Origin of the sequence: Solibacillus sp. FSL H8-0523 (genome assembly GCF_038051985.1) — a bacterium.
Taxonomy (GTDB): domain Bacteria; phylum Bacillota; class Bacilli; order Bacillales_A; family Planococcaceae; genus Solibacillus.
The window spans coordinates 3,633,083-3,655,982 of sequence record NZ_CP150291.1; the positions used below are offsets into that span (position 1 = coordinate 3,633,083).

Here is a 22,900-nt window from a genome sequence, read left to right on the forward strand (position 1 = left end):
TCTATTCATTTTCAAGTGCGATTAAATTATGCACAATTCGTCGAAAGCGTTGAATTTCACAACTACGTCCTAAATGAACACGGTTTGTTAATAAAATAATTGCTAGTTGCTTTTCCTCAGATATCCAAAGTGACGTACCCGTAAAACCGGTATGTCCAAAACCATCCCGTAAATATTGACCAGAAAATGAAGGCTGAGAATACAATTGCCAACCTAATCCACGCTGATCTTCATGCTGCTTTGTAAAACTCTGCTTCGCTAAATGCTTTGTTTGCTCTTGGAAAATCGAATGGCCATTCTTCATAAATGCCTGAGCAAATTTCACTAAATCTTCAGCAGTTGAAAACAATCCTGCATGACCACTTACACCACCAAAATGATGGGCATTTTCATCGTGGACTTCTCCCCATTGATGTTGCTTTAGATAATCGCGGTATTCCGTTGCCGCTATTTTCCCTTGCAATTCAGCGGGCGGATTAAATTGCGTATGTTGCATACCGAGTGGCTGAAAAATATTCTTTTCCGCGTAATCTGCTAGTGAAGCATTCGCTACCTTTTCTATTAATATTCCTAGTAAAATATAGTTGATATCACTATAAATAACTTTCTTATTTATGGCATTTCGGTGTGTCAGTTGCGCAATATACTCGACGACCTCCGTGTATGCTATTTGCTTCTTATAAAATTTAATTCCCTCTTGAAACCCACTCGTATGCGTTAAGAGATGATGAATCTTAACTTCTTCATGCTGCTGTTTCAAACTCGGGAAATAATCGCTGATGGCATCGTCTAAATCTAGTTGTCCTCGCTCAAGCAATAATAATACCGAGCTTGTCGTTGCTACTATTTTTGTCAACGAAGCGCAATCAAATATCGTTTGCTCCGTCATTGGAATATGCTGCGCCGTGTGAGCCATGCCAAATGCTTTGCAATACAGTAAGTCTTTTGCATTTGCAACAGCTAGCACTGCACCTGGTAATTCTTTATTTTGAATCACTGTGTCAATAAATTGCGCTACTCGAGAAAATGGCATCATCATTCCTCCTATTTGATTGCACCTTCTGTCATACCTTTTACGATATGGCGTTGGAAAATCGAATAAAAAATAACCACCGGAATGACAGCAATACATAACCCCGCAAATAATACGCCCCAAGCACTATCATATTGCGCATCAATTTTCAGCAAATTCATCGCAACGCCTAATGTATTTTTACTTTCTGTTTGCAATAAAATTAGCGCCATGAAAAATTCATTCCAATAAGAAATGGCATTCAAAATAGTCACAGTAATAATTCCTGTTTTCAGAAGAGGCGTTACAATTTTCAGTAATATTCCATACGGACTCATTCCATCAACGACTGCCGCTTCTTCTAACTCTTTTGGGATATTGCCGATAAATCCAACTAAAATAAAAATCGTAAATGGAACATGCGATATTGCATAAACAAGGGATAATGCCCACAAATTATCAAGTAAATTAAATTTCATTAATAAGAAAAATAATGGAATCCACCCTAATACAGATGGAATCATCATTGAAGCTAAATAAACATTCACTAACACTTCACCAAATTTTGATCGAACACGTTCTAATGCATATGCCGTTGGTATCGATAATAAGAGCGTTAAAAATGAACCTAGAACCGTTACAAAAATGCTATTTAAAAATGCACGTCCGATGTTATAGTCATTCCATGCTCGCTCAAAATTTGAAAAACTGAAATTTGTCGGCAATGCCCACGGTGAAGTGAAAATTTCTGCATTTGATTTAAACGCACCCATAAACATCCATACTAATGGGAAAATCACAATAAATGCCCATAAAATTAACGGGATGCGCACTAAAATTTGTGAAACTATTTTCATCTAATCTCCCCCGTTAATATTCGACTTTTTCTTTTTTCAAAATGAATTGTGAAATTAAAACGGTAACGAGCGATACAACTAAAATCAACACACCAATCGCTGCACCATAACCAAATTGAAAATCTTCAAAAGCACGCTGGTATAAATACGAGCCCATCACTTCCGAAGAACTTCCCGGTCCACCGCCGGTCATTACTTGCACAAGCACAAATGAACCATTAAGTGATGTAATGATAATATAAAGAATAGAGGTTTTTATTTGTGGCCAGACTAAAGGAACTGTAATATTCCAAAACTGTTGCCACTCCGATGCACCATCAATTTCAGCAGCTTCATATAAGCTTTTTGGCACATTCGAAATCCCCCCCATAATAAGTAACATAAATAAGCCAATCCCTGCCCAAATTGCAGGTATCGCAATACTTGGTAACACCCATGTTTTATCGCCTAACCATGGACGTGCCCATTCCGTTAAACCAACTTGATTTAATAAACTATTGACGATTCCCATATTTGGATCGTAAATGAACTGCCATAAAATACCGATAACTACGACCGACATAATATTTGGAAAGAAAAATACGATTCGATAAAATGGCGCCTCTTTAATACGAAGCTGTGTTAAAGCTACTGCAAAAAATAATGCAAGCGTCATAATTCCAATGACTTTCACAAATACGAAGAAAAAGTCATTGATTATTGCTTTTTTTATAATCGAATCATTCCATAAACGAATATAGTTATCTAAACCAATAAATGTTTTGTTTGCACTCGTTCCAGACCAATCAAAAAATGAGTAATACAAGCCCCCTAGCATGGGATAGATTGTAAAAATTAAAAATAAAAGAAACGTTGGTAGTAAACAAAATGCTAAAAATAAATATTTACTTTTAGAAGAAAAGGCCATCGTACATTTCTCCTTTCTCTCTTTATTAAATAAGGTTGCTAAAAAGCTTTTAGCAACCTTATTTCTTTATTGTCACATCATGTTCTTTGTGACGAACCTATTATTTTCTTAATTCCTCTGATTTTTTCACCATTTTGTCTACAAATTCTTGAGCAGTAATATCTCCCATTAAAATATCGATAATTAATAATTTGATTTCAGTTGTAATTTCAACTGCAATTTTTTGTTCTTCAGCGTTTGGTGTATGGCGTTTATACATTTGAACAGCGTCAGGGTTATTGATCATGTCATTAACACCCTTTAAGAAATCTGGTACGTTTGTAGTTGCTGACAAATCAACATTTTTCATGTTCATAATCGCACCTGTTGAAGCTGCAAATGCCTGTGCATATTCTTCTGTAAAGATAAACTCTAAAAATGCCTTCGCTGCCTCTGGGTTTTTCGCTTTTTCAGCAATCGCAATTGTACGAATATCTGGTACAAGCGTTAATGGCTCACCAGGGTCATTCATCGGTGTTGGCGTGAAGCCAAATTCAAACGTATCTGGCGTATCATTTTTCATTTCATTCGGTAACCAGAACCCTACCGGAATGTACGCATTTTTATGCATTAGGAAGTTCATTTGTGATTGTGTATGATTGTAAGCTGCAAAGCCACTATCCACGACTTGTGCCTGTGCTAATTTTTCTACCTTTTTGAATACTTCAAGTGTTTCTGGCTTTTTCCAAGCCTCTACTACACCATTATTTAAATCATTTAATAATTCTTCCCCACCAGCTGCAGCAAACGCTGGATTTAACACACCACGCTCGAAATACTGTGCATGTTGTCCAGTTGTAATAAACGGTGCAATGTTCGCATCAGCTTTAATTTTTTCCATTGAACTTAACCAGCTATCGAAGTCTGTCGGAACTTCCCAACCATTTTCTGTAAACCACTTATTGTCATACCATGTTCCCCATGTATCGAATACTAATGGCAAACTATAAATTTTCCCACCATCGATTTCTTCTGCTGGTGAGATGAAGCTATCTAATAGCGCTGTACCATCCTCAAGTTTAATTGATTTGGCAAATTCACTAATATCCATTAATTGCCCTTCCGCAATCATTTGTGTTTCACTTGCTCCTGCACCATCGATATAGACTAAATCAGGTGGTGTGTTTGAAATCCAACGTGTGTTCATTTCTGTATTGATATTTGGACCAGCATGTTCGACAATTTCTAAATCAGGATGTTGGTTTTTAAAATCACCAATGACCTGCTTCCACCATTCATCACCGTATCCTCCAACAAAGTATTGGATTTCGAGTGTGCCGGACAAACCATCTCCTGTATTTTCTGTAGCAGTATTATCCGATGGCGTTGTAGATTGTTCTTTGCCGCTATCCCCATCTGTATTACTACTTGATTCTTCTTCATTACAAGCAACAAGTAATAGCATTAACCCCATTAATGCTACTAAAAACCAATTTTGCTTTCTGCCCTTTTTAAAAAACATGCAAAACACCCCTTTATTTTAATTATGTTAACTATATGAATATAGCTATCACCAAGACTACTATTAAAAACTGTTAATTACCTCTAGCGTTCTATTTAATGCGACTACCGATTTATCGTAATCTAGCGTTGCGATGCCTGTATATAAAATATCAATTAGCGTTAACTGCGCAATGCGAGAGGAAGTGGCCGAACTCCTAATATCTGCTTCATAAGAAACGATGTACAGTGCGTAATGTCCTAAGCTTTGCACTGTATTTCGTTTATTTTGTGTCATCGTAATAATCGTTGCCTTATTCTGTTTAGCTACTGAAAGTGCATTAATAATTTCTTTCGTTTCACCTGAATATGAAATTGCAAATAGAACATCTTCACTTGTTAAATGTGTGGCAGCAATAAGTTGGCCATGACTATCAAAAATAGTTTCGCAATTTTTATTTATTCGCTTTAGTTTATGCTCAAAATCCTGTGCTACTATTGCTGAAGCGCCGATTCCAATAAAAATGATCTTTTTTGCATTATTCATTTGATGCATAATTTTTTCTAATTCTCTCTCATCGTTAATCATTAATGTTCTTTGGATTGCCTCGATATTATGCGTTTCAATTGTTTGAACCATTTGTAATATTGTTGAATCCTTTTTTAATTCAAAATTATAGCTTTTCTGAACTGTAATAGTAGATGCGGTTGCAATACTTAGCTTTAAATCTTTAAAGCCAGAAAAGTTCAAAGCTCTACACATCCGTATAATCGTTGCTTCACTTGTTTTAGCCCTTTCTGCAAGTACCGCAATTGGCATACGAATTACATCCTCTAAATGTTGTAAAATATATAAAGCTACATTCTTCTCAGCAGGTTTTAACAACTCAATCCCCGATCGTATTCTTTCAATCCCGTTTTCCAAGTCTATAACCTACTTTCTAACAAATGTCGTAAAACTTCTCGTTTTGTACTAAATATATGAAATTTAACTACATAATAAAACTTTTATATACCGACAGTCAAGTTTTTATCTGAATTATCCGAAAATTAAACGTTATAAATGATTTATTTATTGATGAATTGACTATTGCTATAATATTGTTGAAATTCATTTAAATGGTGGTGGAATTTTGCAGTACGCAATCGTTAGTGACTTACATTCACATTACAAAAACACAAAAAAGGTTTTACAGCACATCGAGCAAGTTGCGCCAAATGCTGAAATTATTGGCTTAGGGGATTTATTTGAATGTACGATTGGCAAAAAGAAAGCGAAGAGTATTCGTAATGCTAAATTAAAGGATGCAGCCATTATTGAAGAAAAATTCATGAACCTGTTAACATTCCCTTCTATTATCGGAAACCAGGAAGAGCGAATAGCGCTTGTTACAGGCGATTATCGTTTTTTACAATATGAAGAGCGTCGCGAAATCGAACATGCTACGCTCATTCACGGGCACCAAATTGAATGGGACAAGACCTATAACCCGACATTTCCAGCGATTAAAACACCCCTTCTATTTTTTGGGCACAGCCATAAAGCTGCGATTTATATTAACGGTCAGCGTCAGCCAGTACCTTATAATATCCCGCTTGCGATTGGGCGTAATCCATATCAAATCAATGTGGGTGCAGTTGTCGATAACAAAGAGTGGTGCCTCTATGATAGCGACGCCATGACGGTCACATTTTTACAAGCACCTGAGCAAAAAAATTAAACTAAAAAAACGCGAGCAATGAAGGTTTAATTAGACCTTAGTTACTCGCGTTATCTATTATTTTAAGAATTTTGCTTTTGAGTTGACTAAAATTTCTTGTAAATGTTGTAGCTTCTCAATTACAATTTTAGAAGTTTCCGTTAAATCTTCTAAATGCTTTTCTGCTAAAGCTTTTTCGCCTGCTGTATGTGCATTTACTGCCTTTTTTGCAATGTCATATACTTTTAAAAACGGTGCTTCTAGTTCTCGGTAATCTTTTTCCTCGCTCAGTAGCTCGCGGCCCTTCCCGTAATACCACTGTCCTAAGTTTGAATCACGCGGCGCATCTAAATTTAAGCTTGAGATTTCCTCGAAGCCTAATAATAAGTTGTAGATTTTCCAGCGCCATAACAAATGGTCGGTAATCGCGACTTCAATAATATCCTCTTGAGAAATAATGAAGTTCTTCGAAATCGTTTCTGAACGGTATCCGTCAATCATTTTACTTAATGTGTAGATTGCTGAACCTGTATCAAATGCGATTTCTTGGCTACGAATTGTGCTTTCTGTCATGCTGCGGTTACGCTCAGAAATCTCAGAAGCCGATTCCGCCTGATGACGCGTTGTAGAAGCAATTTCTTCAAAGCGTGCACCCTGTGTTTGTAAGGTTGTGTTTAGTTCAGACAATGTCTTCGTAATTTGAATGACATCCGATACTCCTACGTGTAACTCTTCTGTAGATTGCTTTGTTAAGTTATCGATATTTTCCGTGATATGTAATAGCTCTTTAATATCTGAATCGATTAATTGTACCGAACGCTTCGTATCATCCGCTAATTTACGAACCTCTTCTGCTACAACAGCGAAGCCTTTACCCGCTTCACCTGCACGCGCCGCTTCAATTGATGCATTTAATGCAAGTAAGTTTGTTTGGTCTGCAATGCCTTGAATTAGCTCCATTACTTTCGATACACTATGTACACGGTCTACTAAATCTGCTACATTTTGGCGTACTGCTTGTTGCCCATCGTCTGTATTTTGTAAAATCGTTGATACTTGTTGTAATGACGTTAAGTCATTATTTAATTCCGTTAACGATGCTTGTGTATGCGTTGAAATATCGCCTACTGACGCAGCGATTTCTTCAATACTTGAATCAAGCTCAAGCATTAAATCACTCGCTAACTTCACATCGTTATGTTGCACTTCTTGGAACTGAATCAGCTCTTTAATTTGATCGAGCTGCGTATTGTATTTAATGATTTCTCCAAGGCCATTTACAACTGAACCACCTTGAATTTCAATATACGTTTCTACGATAATTTGTAAATCTAACGTTACTAAGCTGTCGTATGCAAGTAATGTATCTAATAACTTTTTGTAGTCGCGCCCACAATGCTTGGCAATTAAGGGAATAATCAACTGATTGATCAATGTATAAGCAGAAATCATCCAGTTTGGTAATACGCCAATACGCGCATGTGTGTAGGCAATGCGACGACGTTTAAATACATACTCAATGTTAAGCTCATCTTGGAAAAGACTTGAGAAATGACGATCAAATGTCACTTTTAAACGTTCTACACTTGAGTTATCAACAATAATTTTTTTGAATTCTGGAATGGATAATAAACGCGTATAGAAATTATCTAAAATATCATTACGGTTATCTGTATAGATTTGATTTAATAGTGAAACCGATTGTCGACGAACAGTACTTAATGCTAAAAAGTCTAGTTTTTCTTTGAATCGCTCATTTGCTTGAATATCTGACTGTGAAACCTCACCAAAATACTCATAGTTATCAATTTTACTTTTACCAAACATAAATTTATCCCCTCATTACCCCTGAATTTTCAAGTGAATTTATTACGGAAAAATTAACCCAAAATCAATTATGCCTCGGCGTAATTGCGTCCAGATTTTTTTCGAGTGTAGGCCCACATGATGTAGGTCAGTCAGCCGTTGTCACATGACGTGACGCTTTTAGGCTGACTTCCTCTTTAAAGCTGCTTTAAAAATCTGTGACGTCCGCCGAGGGCTTTGGCCAACATGATTGGTCACTTAGGCATTGCCATACGGCGCGTCGTTCTTAGCCTAAGTTCCTCTATTCAGCTGGGGTTTGAATCCCAATTGAATTAAAATATACTTGGCATTCATCCCCCACTTTTAGAAGTAGAAGATTTCTGCTGAACTAAGTTAAAATTACTTTAAAAATTACTTTTATCATACTACACTCTTGGTTTTAGTAGTATAATCGTCTAAAACTTTTCTTAATATTAAATATCTGGAAGTTCCGAGTCCATGCCGAATTTTTGACGGAATCCACATTTTTTACACAGTTCTTCCACGGCCTCACGACGAGAGAAACCATCAACTAAGTTTTGTGCACGCTCGCTACCAATTATGTCCCCAAATTTTTGCTCATGAACATTTCCTAAATTAATGACACCTTCTCCATCTAAACAACAAGGAACAACTGAGCCATCTACTAAAATAGCAGCATGTGTACGAAGTGCGTGGCAGAAGCCCTTACCTTCATCTGCTTTTTCAAGTAGGCTTGGCCAACGGAATTCATGGTCTTGATTAAGGTAAATATTTTTCGCAATTTTCACGCCCTTCCCCATCTCAACACGTTCTTGAATTTCGTAATCTAAATCGTATTCCTTTTCAAGAATATCTAATGTTTCACGGTTGCGGCGATTTGCTACTTCCGAAATATTATTACGTTGAAGATTCCATAGGCGATAAGAAATAATCACATTATGCTCACGTACATCACGGACAAAATCTAAAATATCACCTAAATATTTTTCACGATTTTCTGAACCTTCATGCCCATCAAAGCTGTGCAGTGAAAAATTGATTTGACGTAATGCTGGCTTTCCTAACAACTTATCTCGGTTCTTTTTAATCAGAGTACCATTCGTTGTAATATTCACTTTAAACCCTTTATCGTGCGCAACATCTAACAGTTGCCCAATACGTGGGTGTAACAGCGGTTCGCCTTTAACATGTAAATAAATGTATTTTGTGTAGCCACTAATTTCATCTAAAATATTGGCAAATTGTTCGACTTTTATTAAACCTTTTGCGCGCTCTGTTGGCGGGCAAAAGCTACATGCTAAATTGCAAACGCTCGTAATTTCGATATAAACTTTTTTAAATGTTTTCAACGGTCGTTCACCATTCCTTTTCAATAGACAATACTTTTTATTGTAACATAAATCTGCTTTTGAATAAGAAGCAGGAGCAATGGTTTTCACAATTAACATCCTAATGTTTTTGGTTCATCACCATATTAACAATTAAAAAAAGTGTACGAAAGGTTCCCCCTTCGTACACTTTCAATTATCCTCTTTCTCCACGATAACGAATAGATAAGCCTTTTAAAAACTTACGTGTAAAGTTATCGCCACACTCTTTGTAGTTACGGTGGCCTGGCTTACGCATAATTGCGCCTAACTCACCTTTTGAAACTGCGATTCCGCCGTCATCTAACACATCTAGCATTTGCTCTGTCGTTAACTGACAAGCGACTTTTAATTTTTTTAGTACCATGTTGTTCACATGATCTGGCTTTTCCTGCACGGGTGCAGCTTGGCCTTCTTTTTTCGGCATTGGTCCACGTTTAAATGTAATTAAACCGTTGAAGAATGCTTCAAGCTTTTTACCATTCAATTTAATTTGATCATAATCAGCTGGTATTTCTTCATCTTTTTCGATCGATTTCGTTAAAATTTTTGGCATTTCCTCAGGTGAAACATTTTCGCCACCTAGTTTAAAAATTTCAACCATTTCTCTATTTTTCAAATCAAGTGCATAGCGCACGCGGATTAAAATATCGTTATTATCCATTATAGCCTCCATCAATGTTTTGCTAAAGGCTATTATAACAGAGGTTTCGCTTTCAATGTTAGTTCGATTACTCACGTGTACAGCAATACCCTATAATCGGTCGGTTTCTTGACTTTCATTGATCGCTTGCTCGACAGCCTCATCACTATCTGCGTTACCAAGCGGACCTGTGCTTTTTGTATGTTGTAAGTTTTCACGTAACCTGCGACCATATTCCTCATCTGCTTGTTCTGCGTAACGAATCATCGTTTCTTGAATGGCTGGGGCGCATTTCGCTAAATCAGTCGTTAAATTTAAAATGAGGTCATCTTGCTCCCATTTCTCAAATTTACGATACGATTCACCAGCCTGCTTCGTATCATTTGTACGGTCAAGTGGGGCGCGTACTAAATTCCCTTCAATAAACGGTGTATACTCTTTTCCCGTTTGCTTTGCCTCTTTTAAGCCGCCTAATAATGAAGGCTCGTAATTGATATGCGGATTTTCATGTCCGTCTACTTTTAGTTGCATTTGTCCACCACGTTGATTTGTGGCAACTTGCTTTTTCGGTGCATTAATCGGTAGTTGCAAATAGTTCGCACCCACTCGGTAACGCTGCGTATCGGAATAGCTAAATGTACGCCCCTGCAGCATTTTATCATCAGAAAAATCAAGTCCGTCTACTAAGACGCCCGTACCAAATGCTACTTGTTCAACTTCAGTAAAATAATCGTCTGGATTTTTATTGAGCGTCATTTTACCAACCGCAAGCCATGGAAACTTATCTTCTGGCCACAACTTCGTATCATCAAGCGGGTCAAAATCAAGCTCTGGATGCTCGCCGTCCTCCATCATTTGCACAAATAGCTCCCATTCCGGGTAATCGCCCTCCTCAATTGCATCAAATAAATCTTGTGTCGCATGATTAAAGTTTTTCCCTTGAATGTCTTGTGCTTGCTGCTGTGTTAAATTACGAATCCCTTGCTTTGGCTCCCAGTGGTATTTAATGAGCACCGCCTTACCCGCTTCATTCACCCATTTGTACGTGTTCACACCAGAGCCTTGCATCATGCGGTAATTTGCGGGAATCCCCCACGGCGAATAAATGAGCGTTACCATATGAAAGCTTTCTGGTGAGGCCGCACAAAAGTCAAAAAAGCGCTCGGCATCTTGAATATTGGTTACTGGATCTGGCTTGAAGGCATGAATCATATCAGGAAACTTCATCGCATCGCGGATAAAGAAAATTTTTAAATTATTGCCGACTAAATCCCAATTGCCTTCCTCGGTATAAAATTTCACGGCAAATCCACGTGGATCACGCAATGTTTCTGGTGAATGCCCACCATGAATAACGCTTGAAAAACGAACAAATACGGGCGTTTTCTTGCCCTTCTTCTGAAATAGTTTGGCACGCGTATAGTCAGCAATTGACTTGTCACCAACTGTCCCGTACGCTTCAAAATAACCGTGCGCCCCAGCGCCTCTTGCATGTACCACGCGTTCAGGTATACGTTCGCGGTCAAAATGGCTTATTTTTTCAATAAAATCATAGTTTTCAAGTGTTGCAGGCCCACGCTTGCCAACAGAACGAATTTGTTGATTGTTCGTTATCGGGTGCCCTTGTCTGTTTGTTAATGTGTTTTCTTCCATTTAATCACTCCTTTCCCTAATGATTGGTAAATCAGACGGTTTTTATTCATTAAAAGTAGCCCTGATTTGCATCAGGGCTCCATCATTTATATGGTTTGCTGTGGACGCAGTGTATGCTTCAATACCTTCCCTGATGCATTACGCGGTAGTTGCTCTAAAAAGTCCACTTCATACGGCACTTTATATTTCGCTAGCTGCGTTAAACAATAATCAAGGACCTGTTTTTCAGTTAATTGCTCGCTGTCTTTTACAACGACAAAGGCTTTTGGTACTTCACCGTACACTTCGTGCGGGACACCAACAATCGCCGCTTCTAACACTTGTGGCATCTGATAAAGTACTTCTTCTACTTCTATCGGGTAAATATTTTCCCCACCTCGAATAATCATGTCCTTTTTACGATCGACAATATATAAGTAACCTTCTTCATCAAACCGACCTAAATCTCCTGAGTACAGCCAGCCATTACGAATTGTATGCGCGGTTTCTTCTGGCGCACGTAAATACCCCTTCATCACTTGCGGCCCTTTCACGCAAATTTCTCCTACTTCGCCAAGCGGTACAACTTCACCATTCGGATCAAGCAACTGAATTTCTGTTCGCGCTAATGGCTTCCCTACTGAACCAATTTTAATAAGCGCTGCATCATCGAGTAGCGAAGTTGCAGCAGGTGAATTTTCTGTTTGCCCATATAAATTTTGCACATTTACATTTGGGAATGCATCTTTTAAACGCTTTACCAGCTCATACGGCATTGGTGCCGCCCCGTAACAGAACAGGCGTAATTGCTCAAAATTGTACGTAGACAACTCCGGCTTATTTAGTAAAATTGTATACATCGCCGGTACACCAAAGAAAATTGTAGCCTTTGTTTCTACTATTTTTTTTAGTGTTTGCTCTGGTGAAAAGGCTTCTTCAACAATAACTGTGCCCCCTTTTAAGATGGTAGGTACCGCAAATACATGGCTCCCTGCACAGTGAAATAGCGGAGTACAAATAAACATACGATCCTTTTCATTCATATTCATCGAATCCGACCAAATTTGTGCGGTTTCTAAAATATTGCGATGACTGAGCATGACCCCTTTTGGTTTTCCTGTTGTACCCGATGTATACATAACAACTGCTGTATCCTCATTATCTAGCTGCGGCAATGTTGGAATGCTCTCCTCTTGTAGGATTGCCTCAATTTCAGTGAGTGAAAGTACATGCTCAAACGTATATGTAGTTGCATCAACGGTAGCTTGTAATTTTTCATCAAAAATTAACACTTTCGCCTCTGAGTGCCTAAATATAAAATCAATTTCAGGAGGAGCTAACTTTGTATTTACAGGCATGACCGTTAATCCTGCAAGTTGCACACCGTAATAAATGGCCATAAATAAATTTGAATTTAATGTAAACTGCGCGACAATATCATCTTTTTCAAAGCCTTTTTCTACAAGAAACTGGGCAATCTTTTGTGCTTTATCTACAAGCTCTTTGTATGTCCATACTTCATTTTCAAAAATAATTGCCTCTGCATTCGGTGTTGCCTGCGCTTGCTCAAGTAATACCTGTAAAACTGTCATCTAAAAATCCCCCTTTTCACATTCCGAACTATATTTTCTAAATTTTATCAATATTCAGTGCTTTAATGCAATATTTTCTATTTAATGATTATTTTCATTCTGTTAAAACAAATCCCTTTTGGACAAACTATTTAAGAAAAGCGCATTCGCGCCCTTTACGCGTAGAGACTTTCGAAGCGCCTCGAGCAGCTGGCGCGAATGCCTAGACACTTCTTTTTAAGAAAATTATTCGAAAGCGGGGATTTGAATGCCAATTATTGAGGTAAAATGTACGGTTGAAAATTGCTTTTTCCACAAAGTTGATGATATTTGTGGAGCGGAGAAAATTGAAATTAATACAAATTCGAAAGAGATGGCTACTGAATTTTCAGCTGACTTTGATGCACGTATTAAAAAAGAAGCCGCGCATTCAATGGACACTTGTTGTAAAACGTTTATTTCAAAAAAGGATAAAAAAACGAAGGCATAAGCCTTCGTTTTTTTATCACCTAACGTGGGCCATTGCGATCTAAATGAATGATGTCTGGAATTTGGTTAAGCACGAAATCATTGCTATCAACCGAAGCATTTTCACGTAATGGCTCTAAAGGAATTTCATCCACTGTGTGGACTTCTCGCGCTTTTTCAATCAATGCTTTCGCATCAGGAATTGAAAAGCCCAGCGTGTCATGTACGAGTTTTACTTTTTGATATTGCTTCATTACGCACCTCCTGTAAATAGTTTGTGTATTGAGGTGCACATTATGTAAAAAGAGATGCTGAGAAATTCTCAGCATCTCTTTTATATTCATCTTTATTTTGCTTCAACTGTTTGATTCAATTCAACCATTTGCTTTACTTCTTGCAATAACTTTTCCATTGTTTGTAATTCATCATCACTAATTTCAACAAGCTCTTCAAACATTTCAACAGACTCTTTTGAGATAAATGAAATCTCGTTCATCGCCACTTTAATTTGCTGAGAGCCCGATGATAATTCTTCCGCACTTGCTGAAGAATTGGTGTTATTATCTGCAATTACTTTTGTAATATCTACGATACGTTCAAACATTGTACCGATTTCATTAATTGTCGTATTTGTTTCAGCGAACTGCCCCATCCCTTGTTTCATTGAGGTTACAACATGATTTGTTTCTGACTGAATATTTTTAACGATATTTGAAACTTCTGCTGACGATTGGCCTGATTGCTCAGCTAATTTTCGCACTTCATCCGCTACAACTGCGAACCCTTTACCATGCTCACCTGCACGTGCTGCTTCAATCGCTGCGTTTAACGCCAATAAATTAATTTGATCAGAAATCCCTGTAATAACCTGAACAATTTTCCCAATTTCTTGTGAACGATCTCCAAGAATCTTAATCGCTTCAAAGGTTGTGCTAATTGTTTGATTAAATTGCCCCATTTTCTCCATCGAATCTTTTAGCTTGCCATTACCTTGCTCCGTTAATTGTAACGTTGTATTTGATTGCTCTGAAATTTCGTTGGCACGAATCGATAAATCTTCAATTGCCTGAGCCATATCTTCAATCGATACGGAACTTTCTTCTGTAGCAATAAGTTGTTTTTTTAGACCGCGCCCTACTTCGTCGATTGCAGCTCGAACGATATCAGCTTTTTCGGCTGCATATTCACCGTGTTCCTCTAGTATGTTGCCTTTTTCATTAATGTTCGCAACAAATGAACTAAAGCCCTCTTTCACGCCATCTGTTACTTTTAGAAATTCATTGAAGATCATTTGGTTCTCTGTATGCCCCGGAAGCTTTTGTATCGGTTCATTGGCTACTAATGATTTCATCTCATTAATAATTTGTTGATCATACCGATAATGACGTTTCAGCGAAAAATAGCGTACTGCAAAATAAATAGCGATTATTAAAATAATAACAAAACTTACTAACAATATTGTATTCACGTTCAATTTCTCCTTATGTATCTATTTTTAACTTAACGTTCGGATAAGCGATCTATAACTGTTCCAGGAAACTTCACACGACCTAGCGCATTACGCACCTGCACCATAGATATTTTTGATTTAGGATTAACAATGACAATGTCTTTGAAACCTAATGATGCATAAAACATTAGTGTTTCTCCTAGCTCTGCAGCAACCTTCGTTGGTAATGGTGATTGATAGGTAGCGTCTACAACAAACGTATAATTATTTTTGGAAACTTTTTTTATCGTCTCTTGTAAGTCAGCGATATACTCCTCAACTATATCTGGTTTTAAAAAGCCATGAATTTGTACATGCACTTCCTGTTTTGCTTCATAAATGCCCATATTGTATTTTTGTTTATCAACAACAATCATTTGTAAACTCCTTTACTTTTCATTTTTAGTATTTTATTATCAAACATATACATCTTAATAGTATAAATAGTTTGTTATATTTTGTCGAACTTAGTACTTTTTTCTTTATATATAAAAAACAATTATTAGGCATTTTAGATTAAATAATTGTAGATGATAGCATTTATAAGGTTTAAAATTTTCCGACACCTTTCCAATTTTTAAGGATAATAGATCCTAACAAATTCGTCGTAAATCAGTAAAAAGAACGTATTCCACTAAGAATACGTTCTTTTTTCGTAAAATTAGCTAAGTTAATTTTACACGTTCCTTAAACAGCACCACACCAATCACACCAATCACCGAAAAGATAACAGGGATTATAAAACCATAAGAATAGCCTTCCTCTATTTGACCTGAAGTCACCTGAAAGTAATCCAATACAAATCCAAAAATCACCGGTAGCAATACCGCACTTAGAAACCCACCCGTATTTGCGAAGCCTGATACAATACCTGATTCTTTTAACGGAAAGGATTGGCGAACACCCGCAAACGTTAACGCACTTGCCCCGTATCCAAAGCCAATAATAAAGAAAATGACAATTAGTAGGGATAGCGCTGGTTGGCCATTAAATAAGAGAAGCGAAAGCCAGCCAAGTAAAACCATGATTTGCACAACAAGATATGGTTTTTTTATCGTTTCTAACGAGCCTGCTATCCAACTAATTAACGGAGCGCCGATTAGCGCACCAACCAATCCAATCATAATGAGCTGACTCGCTTCAAGTCGTGTCATATCATACTGGTTCATGCCATAAGGGACTGCCCACGAACTAATAAATCCTACATAGCCCCCAACAACGCCAAAGTGACAAAAAAATAGTGCCCATGCTTGCCTGTTTGAAACGATTCTTTTTAATATCGTAAACGTCTTTTCACGCTGTATGTCATCATTCACTATTGGCGTATCCGCAAATAAACGTTTTGTATTTTTGACGAGTATGAAATAAAGAAGTAAGCCGCAAAAGCATAACAGAAGACCCAATGAAAAAAATGCAGCTCTCCAACCAAGTAATGTGATCCATGCGGAAAAAGGGACGGTTGCTACTAGGAAACCTAAACTCCCTGTCATCCCTGCAAATCCAACTAATCGTACAAATTCTTTTTGATGAAACCATCTGGCTAAAATGAGCATCATATTCACCCAGATGGTCGCGTCGCCAATTCCCGTAAGAATTCTAGAAAAAAACAGCACCCATTCATGCGTGCCCAAACTATAAAGTATCGTCCCCACACCAGTAAGCATAGCGCCAAAAATCAGAAAGGTATTCGGACCAAATCGATCTGCTAATGCGCCCATTGGAATTTGCAGACTCGTGTATACCAAAAATTGAATGCTCGCTAATAACCCAATCGTTGATGCTGTTACCTGAAAATCATTCATCAATTGGTCTGTAATCAATCCAGGGGCGGTTCGTTGACTTGCCATTAACAAATAGGTAAGTAATACAGAGCCAAATACAAGCCATCTGTACTTGCTATTTTGTTTATCCAGTAATCTCTACCCCTATTCATTTTTAATATGTATATATTAATTTCTGACAACAAAAACTGATTTTCATATTCATTTTTTTAATACATATAAATAACAGTAGACAGGTTTGATTGTATGATATTAGTTGCTAGCGGCTTTATGAGTGTATTTTGGATAACTAAAATTAAAGGGATGTGAAAATATACTTCAAATAAGTCCCGTTCAAATAAACACAGGGTGTATAAGTAAAGGGGATAAACAGATTGTGTATTATCCTCAAATAACTTTTTATGAAAATTATTTATGGGAAGCTCAAATGAATCATATTATTATCGAACAAGTAAAGGCACTTATCTCGTTACAAGTTGGAAATATGCCGACAACAGTAGAGGAAATGCTAGGGCTATATGAGATTAAAAACAATCAACGCCAAGTGCTAAGCTTATCTCTTTCTAATTACACATATCATAAGCAGGCAGCACATGGTATGACCTATATAAAATCCCTAACATTTGATTTAGAAAACAAACAGATTTGTCATTTGGAGGACTTATTTACACCTGGAAGTGACTATGTGCAACTAATTTCTAGTCTAGTAAAAAAGCAAATTCAGCAGCGTGATATCCCATTACTTAATAATGAGTTTACTGAAATTCAACCGAATCAAGATTTTTATATTGCGGATAAAGCACTCGTTATTTATTTTCAATTATATGAAATTACACCCTATGTCGTTGGGTTACCGATGTTTCCGATTTCTGTTTTTGATTTAATAAAAATTATAAATGAAAACGGTCCCCTCGGTAGAATGGCTGTTAATAATTAAAACCAATAATTATCCGTGGATTATAACAACTCCTTTTATTCCACTCCTCAAACTCAAACAAAGAAGCCCGTAACAGATGAAAATTCAATTTTTCTGGGCTTCCTTATTTTCAAAGTATTAATGCTCATCCATATGTGGTGGCTGAACTGGGTGAGTATTTTCAATAACGCGAATTGGGCGCATCATATCATGGTCTTCATGCTCAAGAAAGTGACAGTGCCATATATAGTCACCAACATGTTCTTTCCAATGCATAATTATTTTTGTTACTTTCCCAATATCCGCCTTTACAGTATCTTTCCACCCTTTTTCATATTCACGTGGTCCTTCTGGCTCCCCTATAAATTCTAATTTACCTTCAGCTACATAGAGGTCGACATTAAATGGTTGACGCTCAATAATTTTAAATTGGACTAGATGGATATGAATAGGATGATGAACAGGCGTAGTATTAATTAAATTCCATACTTCAATACTATCTAAGGCGGGCTTTTCTGTTGCAGGATCATGGTACATTTGATCGCCTAATAGAAGCATGAGTCTGCCATAACGGTCTAACGTACTAGTTAATGGCAGATTTCGAACAGTGTGTGCGTGATGCTCGTGTAAATCCATTTCGGGTTGCAAGAGTGTAGGGATTTGACTCGTATCTTCCCCTTTTAAAGGTAATGTAACTTTAAATTTCATAATTACGTTAGTATGTTCCTCAGAAAACTCTTCGTCATCATTCATTAACAAAATTTCTTCATTGGCAAATTTACTGAAATCAATAATCACATCTACACGCTCAGCGGGTGTTAATTCTACTGTGCTAATCTCAGTTGTAGCTGATAAAAACCCGCCATCTGTTCCTATTTGATTAATCTTTTCATTATTCGAAAGACGCAGTACGTAACTTCTACGGTTCGAACCATTTAGTATACGGAAGCGATATTTTCTAGGCTCGACATTTAAAAAAGGCCATAATTTTCCATTAACTAAAATTGTATTACCAACATAGCCTAATGTAATAGATGGATTCGGTAACGGAAGTTGGTCTGGTACAGGGAGAGGAAACGGTGGATCTAATTCAGTTGGGTAAAAAATAGAGCCATCTTCATTAAATGTTTTATCTTGAATCATAAGCGGAATTTCGTATTTCCCCTTTGGTAAATTTAGTCTTTCCTCAGAGGAATCACGAAGCAAATAAAAGCCTGCTAAGCCTGCACAAACATTTAATCGGGTAAGACCCATCGAATGATCATGATACCACATTGTCGTACCAGGCTGATGATTCGTATACGCATGCACTTCACGCTTAAACGTTGGACCAGTAGCAGCGTAGTCTTTTGTATACCATGCCTCTGGGTGTCCATCGCTTGCAGAATCTACATTTGCCCCATGTAAATGAACTACTGTTCGAACTTCAGGCGAATTAGAAGCTCCATGCAAACTGAAATCAATCGGTAAAAAATGTTTTTCAGGAAGTTTGTTCAAATATTTCACATAGGTCGTGTAATCTTTTTTTGCCTCAATTGTTGGACCAGGGACGATTCCGTCATAGCCCCACACATCTGAATATGGAAAGTTTCTATGAAATTGATGCTTTGCTTTCATCATTTTTATTTCATAATAAGTACCTGTATAATTTTTATTTACTCTTGAGATTGCAGTAGGAGGCTTTATTAGTTGATCTATAAACTTTGGGATTGTATCAGGATTTGCTGGGTTTATAGGCTGCTCTTTAAATTTCAAAATGCACACCTTTCTTTAATTTATTTGTTTAGTTTATTCATCCTTTATTCATGACGTTCATTTTGAAATTGGACGTACCAGCTGTTTACAACATTTATTTTGGAGGTATTAAATGACAAATTTTCATTCATTTCATGGAACTATCACCGGGATTACGGATTTCAATTCCGGTCAAGATGGCAATAAGAAAGGTTGTTATAAATTTTTCACGGTACAAAATGAATTAGGGATAACCGTAAACTTTGTAATTTCACCTTCAACTTATATTGTTGACCATGAAATGCTTGTGGTTGGCGATCACGTGACAGGCTATTATGACGGCAATGCACCTGCCATCCTTATTTACCCTCCGCAATTCCAGGCGCTTGTTATGGTAAAAGATAATTTAAACCAGAACATAAAAGTTGATTATTTTAATAACCAACTAGTAAGTAGTGATGGACAATTACAATTAAATTTATCTAGTAACACCCAACTATTATTAACAAACGGTCAACTCTTTACGGAATATCCAGGAAATCGAGATTTAATTGTATACTATGGACCTACTACAAGAAGTATTCCTGCTCAAACCACACCTTATCGAATTATTGTTTTATGTTAAACCGATTATTATTTAACCTTTTGGCGAATATCGACCCCTATGTACACCAAATGAATCGTAAATGCATATATTGCCAATCACATCTTAACTAATGCTTATTCATCTAGTTCATTTTGTTAAAATTAGAAAGAAGTAAATCAAGCGAAAAGCTTAGGCTGAAATAAAGTGAAACTTCAATCCGTGGGGGGTATTCCCCCACGGATTGTTAGCTTTCACCAAACGATAACTTTTAATTTCATTTTGATGTTCGTACAATCACTTAAATAATAAACATCGCTACAATCGTTGTCACAACTAACCCAATGACAACCGGTACAAGATTTCTCCGAGCAAGCTCAAATGGACTAACATTACAAATAGCCGCTGCAGGAATAAGTGCCCAAGGAATTAAGGTACCGCCTCCAACCCAAATCGCCGCAATTTGCCCCAGTGCCGTTAAGGTAGCCGTACCTTCTCCAATAGCCGTACCAAATAATCCTCCGATTGATCCTACTAATGAAATCCCCGAGAACCCAGATCCATCAAGTCCTGTAAGAGCCCCTACGCCTGTTAGGGTGACAACTGCAATTTCCGTTGTTAAAGGTACAAGGGCAGCCAATCCAACACCTAGATCATTGACAATTCCATGCGAGGCTTCGGGTAAATGATTGCCAATAATCGTAAAGAAGCCTGAATCACCTAAATAGAAGAAAGCGGCAATCGGGATGACTGGACCAAATACTCTAAATCCAAATTGAAATCCTTTAATAAAATAATTGGTTGATTGTTCTAACCCTTTCTTTTTATAGGCCGTTAAACAAAGTATCAGTAAAATAAATACCGAAGTCCCTCCAACTAGCGCTGTTGCATCTCCCCCTTGAAGATCAAACAATGCCATGGCGACAACATCTAATAAGAAGGCAATCGGGATTAATACGGCGAAAAACCTTTTCTGGCCCTTTGTTAATAAATCTTCTGTTTCCTCGTTCTCGATCCCATTATCATAGGTGCCAACTAGCTCAATATTGCCTTTTTTCATATCACGTTTTAATAAGTAGAATGCTACGATTGTTGTGACAAGCCCCATCGTAATCACAAGTGGGATACTTGCCATCACGACATCTCCTACTGGAATTCCCGCCGCATCTGCTGTTAGTTTTGGTGCGCCCTGTATGACAAAATCACTTGATAGTGCAATGCCGTGACCAAATAAGTTCATTGCCATCGCTACGCCCAGTGCAGGAAGTCCAGCCCGTATCGCAACGGGTAATAACACTGCACCAAGTAATGCAACAGCTGGCGAAGGCCAGAAAAACCAAGAAATAATCATCATTAATATCCCAATCGTCCAAAATCCAAGCGTAGGATTTTTTATGATTTTTGTAAACGGTGCAATCATCACTTCATTTATCCCCGTTTTGGTTAACACGCGGCTCATCGCAACGATAATAGAAATAATTAAAATAGTAGATAATAATTCCGTAATCGCATAGATAAAACTAGTAAATACACTACTAATAGAAGCGGTGAAATTTCCTGTTGCCACAATCGCGATAACAAAAATCCCTACTATGCTAATTAAGGTCGTATCCAAACGCCTTACCATAAAGAAAATAATGAGCACGATAAATAAAACGTATATCCAATGCAGCGCCGTTAATTCAATTGCCATGCACTAACTCATCTCCTTTGTATTTAGCATATGGAGTGCTGAGATAGATGGTGAGCGCCTAATTGTACTTAATATTTTTTTAGAATTTGATTCATTTGCCTAAGTTTCATCAAAATTAGTAAGATTCGTTGAAATTAGCAATTTCCTTTACCTAATCAAGTTCTAAACAGATGCATTTTTTCTTACAGTGTATAAAAGCATTAAAGGAGCGAACAAATGATTGTAGACGGTGTGTTCTCTGGCGGTGGTATTAAAGGTTTTGCTTATGTGGGAGCCATGCAGGTGCTTGAAGAACGCGGTATACAATTTAATCGCTTAGCCGGTACGAGTGCTGGTGCCATTTTAGCCACCTTTATCGCAGCAGGCTTTAATGCCAAGGAGCTAGAAGAAATTTTTGATGAGCTCAATTTGAAAGTGTTACTCGATCCACCGAAATTTTGGATTGGTATCCCCTTTCTCAAATGGATGAATCTCTATGTACATTTTGGAATGTATCGCGGAAAATCGTTAGAAAAATGGTTCTATCAAAAACTAGCCTCCAAAGGCATTTATTCATTTGGTGATTTGCCAAAAGGAAAATTAAAGCTCATTGCTTCTGATTTAACAAACGGTAAAATTATTGTACTGCCAGATGATTTAATGCATTATGGCATTAATGATCGCACCTTTCCGATTTCCCGCGCATTGCGTATGAGCTGCGGTCTCCCGTTTTTCTTTGAGCCTGTCTATTTAAAAAACGGTACGAGCGAAAGTGTGATTGTCGATGGTGGCGTTTTAAGCAATTTCCCTCTTTGGGTTTTTGACAACGGGCAAAAAACACGACCCGTTCTTGGCCTAAAACTAAGTAGTGCCAATGAAGAAATGGCCCCCTATGAAATCGACAATGCCATTCAGCTATTTGAAGCGTTGTTTGCAACCATGAAAAATGCCCATGACAACCGTTATATTGCACGAAGGCATGAAAAAAATATCATTTTTATTCCGGTAGAGAAATACAGCGCTACCCAATTTGATATTGATGAGGAAACCAAACAAAAACTAATATGCATCGGCAAAGAACGCACCGCGCAATTTTTAAAAACTTGGTCACCGATTTGGTAAGAAATTTTCTGAACATACCCACAAAAAGAGCGAATTCCCGTTAATGGGGTTCGTTCTTTTTTCATTAAGACGTGAATTTTTTATTTTAACTTGTCGAATCATGTATGAATTTCAAGGCATTAAGAAAAAATAGCCATTAG

The 22,900-nt window shown here is 37.4% G+C and carries 21 protein-coding genes; 5 read left to right on the forward strand and 16 right to left on the reverse strand.

The window, feature by feature from the left end; all coding sequences use genetic code 11:
• Position 1 precedes the first annotated feature (1 nt).
• The 5 genes from NSQ62_RS18235 to NSQ62_RS18255 form a co-directional block, all read right to left on the reverse strand.
• Entirely contained in the window at positions 2 to 1,039 is a 1,038-nt protein-coding gene (locus tag NSQ62_RS18235; protein ID WP_341321485.1) for a serine hydrolase domain-containing protein, read from the reverse strand.
• 5 nt (positions 1,040 to 1,044) lie between these two features.
• A complete protein-coding gene (locus NSQ62_RS18240; protein ID WP_341321486.1) occupies positions 1,045 to 1,869 on the reverse strand; it encodes a carbohydrate ABC transporter permease in 825 nt (274 codons plus the stop codon).
• 13 nt (positions 1,870 to 1,882) lie between these two features.
• On the reverse strand, positions 1,883 to 2,776 hold the full coding sequence (locus NSQ62_RS18245; RefSeq protein ID WP_341321487.1) for a sugar ABC transporter permease: 894 nt from the start codon (positions 2,774 to 2,776) through the stop codon (positions 1,883 to 1,885).
• Positions 2,777 to 2,876: 100 nt separating this feature from the next.
• Positions 2,877 to 4,277 (reverse strand): extracellular solute-binding protein, encoded by a 1,401-nt coding sequence (locus NSQ62_RS18250; protein ID WP_341321488.1) that lies wholly within the window; start codon positions 4,275 to 4,277, stop codon positions 2,877 to 2,879.
• Between the two features lie 63 nt (positions 4,278 to 4,340).
• Positions 4,341 to 5,180, reverse strand: a complete 840-nt coding sequence (locus tag NSQ62_RS18255; RefSeq protein WP_341321489.1) for a MurR/RpiR family transcriptional regulator — start codon at positions 5,178 to 5,180, stop codon at positions 4,341 to 4,343.
• A 208-nt stretch (positions 5,181 to 5,388) separates the two neighbouring features.
• Here NSQ62_RS18255 and NSQ62_RS18260 point away from each other — a divergent pair, with 208 nt between their 5' ends.
• The gene (locus NSQ62_RS18260) at positions 5,389 to 5,976 is read left to right on the forward strand and encodes a metallophosphoesterase family protein (RefSeq protein WP_341321490.1); all 588 of its coding nucleotides are present in this window, start codon (positions 5,389 to 5,391) and stop codon (positions 5,974 to 5,976) included.
• A 57-nt stretch (positions 5,977 to 6,033) separates the two neighbouring features.
• On the opposite strand, the gene NSQ62_RS18265 is transcribed toward NSQ62_RS18260, so the two are convergent.
• From NSQ62_RS18265 to NSQ62_RS18285, 5 genes are all read right to left on the reverse strand, one after another.
• On the reverse strand, positions 6,034 to 7,782 hold the full coding sequence (locus NSQ62_RS18265; protein WP_341321491.1) for a methyl-accepting chemotaxis protein: 1,749 nt from the start codon (positions 7,780 to 7,782) through the stop codon (positions 6,034 to 6,036).
• A gap of 452 nt (positions 7,783 to 8,234) precedes the next feature.
• The gene (locus NSQ62_RS18270; protein WP_341321492.1) at positions 8,235 to 9,131 is read right to left on the reverse strand and encodes a radical SAM/SPASM domain-containing protein; all 897 of its coding nucleotides are present in this window, start codon (positions 9,129 to 9,131) and stop codon (positions 8,235 to 8,237) included.
• Positions 9,132 to 9,306: 175 nt separating this feature from the next.
• Positions 9,307 to 9,813 carry a DUF1456 family protein gene (locus tag NSQ62_RS18275; RefSeq protein WP_341321493.1) on the reverse strand — a complete coding sequence of 169 codons (507 nt, stop codon included), beginning with the start codon at positions 9,811 to 9,813 and terminating at the stop codon, positions 9,307 to 9,309.
• Between the two features lie 90 nt (positions 9,814 to 9,903).
• Positions 9,904 to 11,445 carry a catalase gene (locus NSQ62_RS18280; protein WP_341321494.1) on the reverse strand — a complete coding sequence of 514 codons (1,542 nt, stop codon included), beginning with the start codon at positions 11,443 to 11,445 and terminating at the stop codon, positions 9,904 to 9,906.
• Positions 11,446 to 11,531: 86 nt separating this feature from the next.
• On the reverse strand, positions 11,532 to 13,016 hold the full coding sequence (locus NSQ62_RS18285; protein WP_341321495.1) for a long-chain fatty acid--CoA ligase: 1,485 nt from the start codon (positions 13,014 to 13,016) through the stop codon (positions 11,532 to 11,534).
• A 247-nt stretch (positions 13,017 to 13,263) separates the two neighbouring features.
• On the opposite strand from NSQ62_RS18285, the gene NSQ62_RS18290 reads away from it, so the two are divergent.
• Entirely contained in the window at positions 13,264 to 13,485 is a 222-nt protein-coding gene (locus tag NSQ62_RS18290; protein WP_341321496.1) for a DUF1540 domain-containing protein, read from the forward strand.
• 19 nt (positions 13,486 to 13,504) lie between these two features.
• On the opposite strand, the gene NSQ62_RS18295 is transcribed toward NSQ62_RS18290, so the two are convergent.
• The 4 genes from NSQ62_RS18295 to NSQ62_RS18310 form a co-directional block, all read right to left on the reverse strand.
• On the reverse strand, positions 13,505 to 13,717 hold the full coding sequence (locus tag NSQ62_RS18295; RefSeq protein ID WP_341321497.1) for a hypothetical protein: 213 nt from the start codon (positions 13,715 to 13,717) through the stop codon (positions 13,505 to 13,507).
• A 92-nt stretch (positions 13,718 to 13,809) separates the two neighbouring features.
• Entirely contained in the window at positions 13,810 to 14,931 is a 1,122-nt protein-coding gene (locus tag NSQ62_RS18300; RefSeq protein WP_341321498.1) for a methyl-accepting chemotaxis protein, read from the reverse strand.
• A gap of 32 nt (positions 14,932 to 14,963) precedes the next feature.
• Complete coding sequence (locus NSQ62_RS18305; RefSeq protein ID WP_341321499.1) at positions 14,964 to 15,329, reverse strand: hypothetical protein; 366 nt, start codon at positions 15,327 to 15,329, stop codon at positions 14,964 to 14,966.
• A gap of 288 nt (positions 15,330 to 15,617) precedes the next feature.
• A complete protein-coding gene (locus NSQ62_RS18310) occupies positions 15,618 to 16,865 on the reverse strand; it encodes an MFS transporter (RefSeq protein ID WP_341323975.1) in 1,248 nt (415 codons plus the stop codon).
• A gap of 295 nt (positions 16,866 to 17,160) precedes the next feature.
• On the opposite strand from NSQ62_RS18310, the gene NSQ62_RS18315 reads away from it, so the two are divergent.
• Positions 17,161 to 17,670: an RsiV family protein gene (locus tag NSQ62_RS18315; protein ID WP_341321500.1), complete on the forward strand. Its 510-nt coding sequence runs from the start codon at positions 17,161 to 17,163 to the stop codon at positions 17,668 to 17,670.
• Positions 17,671 to 17,787: 117 nt separating this feature from the next.
• On the opposite strand, the gene NSQ62_RS18320 is transcribed toward NSQ62_RS18315, so the two are convergent.
• Positions 17,788 to 19,404 (reverse strand): multicopper oxidase, encoded by a 1,617-nt coding sequence (locus NSQ62_RS18320; RefSeq protein ID WP_341321501.1) that lies wholly within the window; start codon positions 19,402 to 19,404, stop codon positions 17,788 to 17,790.
• 112 nt (positions 19,405 to 19,516) lie between these two features.
• Between NSQ62_RS18320 and NSQ62_RS18325 the strand changes: the two genes are divergently transcribed.
• Positions 19,517 to 20,008, forward strand: coding sequence for a hypothetical protein (locus NSQ62_RS18325; protein ID WP_341321502.1), 492 nt, complete (start codon positions 19,517 to 19,519; stop codon positions 20,006 to 20,008).
• Positions 20,009 to 20,267: 259 nt separating this feature from the next.
• Here NSQ62_RS18325 and NSQ62_RS18330 read toward each other — a convergent pair whose 3' ends face one another.
• Positions 20,268 to 21,659 (reverse strand): hypothetical protein, encoded by a 1,392-nt coding sequence (locus tag NSQ62_RS18330; RefSeq protein WP_341321503.1) that lies wholly within the window; start codon positions 21,657 to 21,659, stop codon positions 20,268 to 20,270.
• Positions 21,660 to 21,875: 216 nt separating this feature from the next.
• Between NSQ62_RS18330 and NSQ62_RS18335 the strand changes: the two genes are divergently transcribed.
• Positions 21,876 to 22,760: a patatin-like phospholipase family protein gene (locus tag NSQ62_RS18335; protein ID WP_341321504.1), complete on the forward strand. Its 885-nt coding sequence runs from the start codon at positions 21,876 to 21,878 to the stop codon at positions 22,758 to 22,760.
• Positions 22,761 to 22,900: the final 140 nt, after the last annotated feature.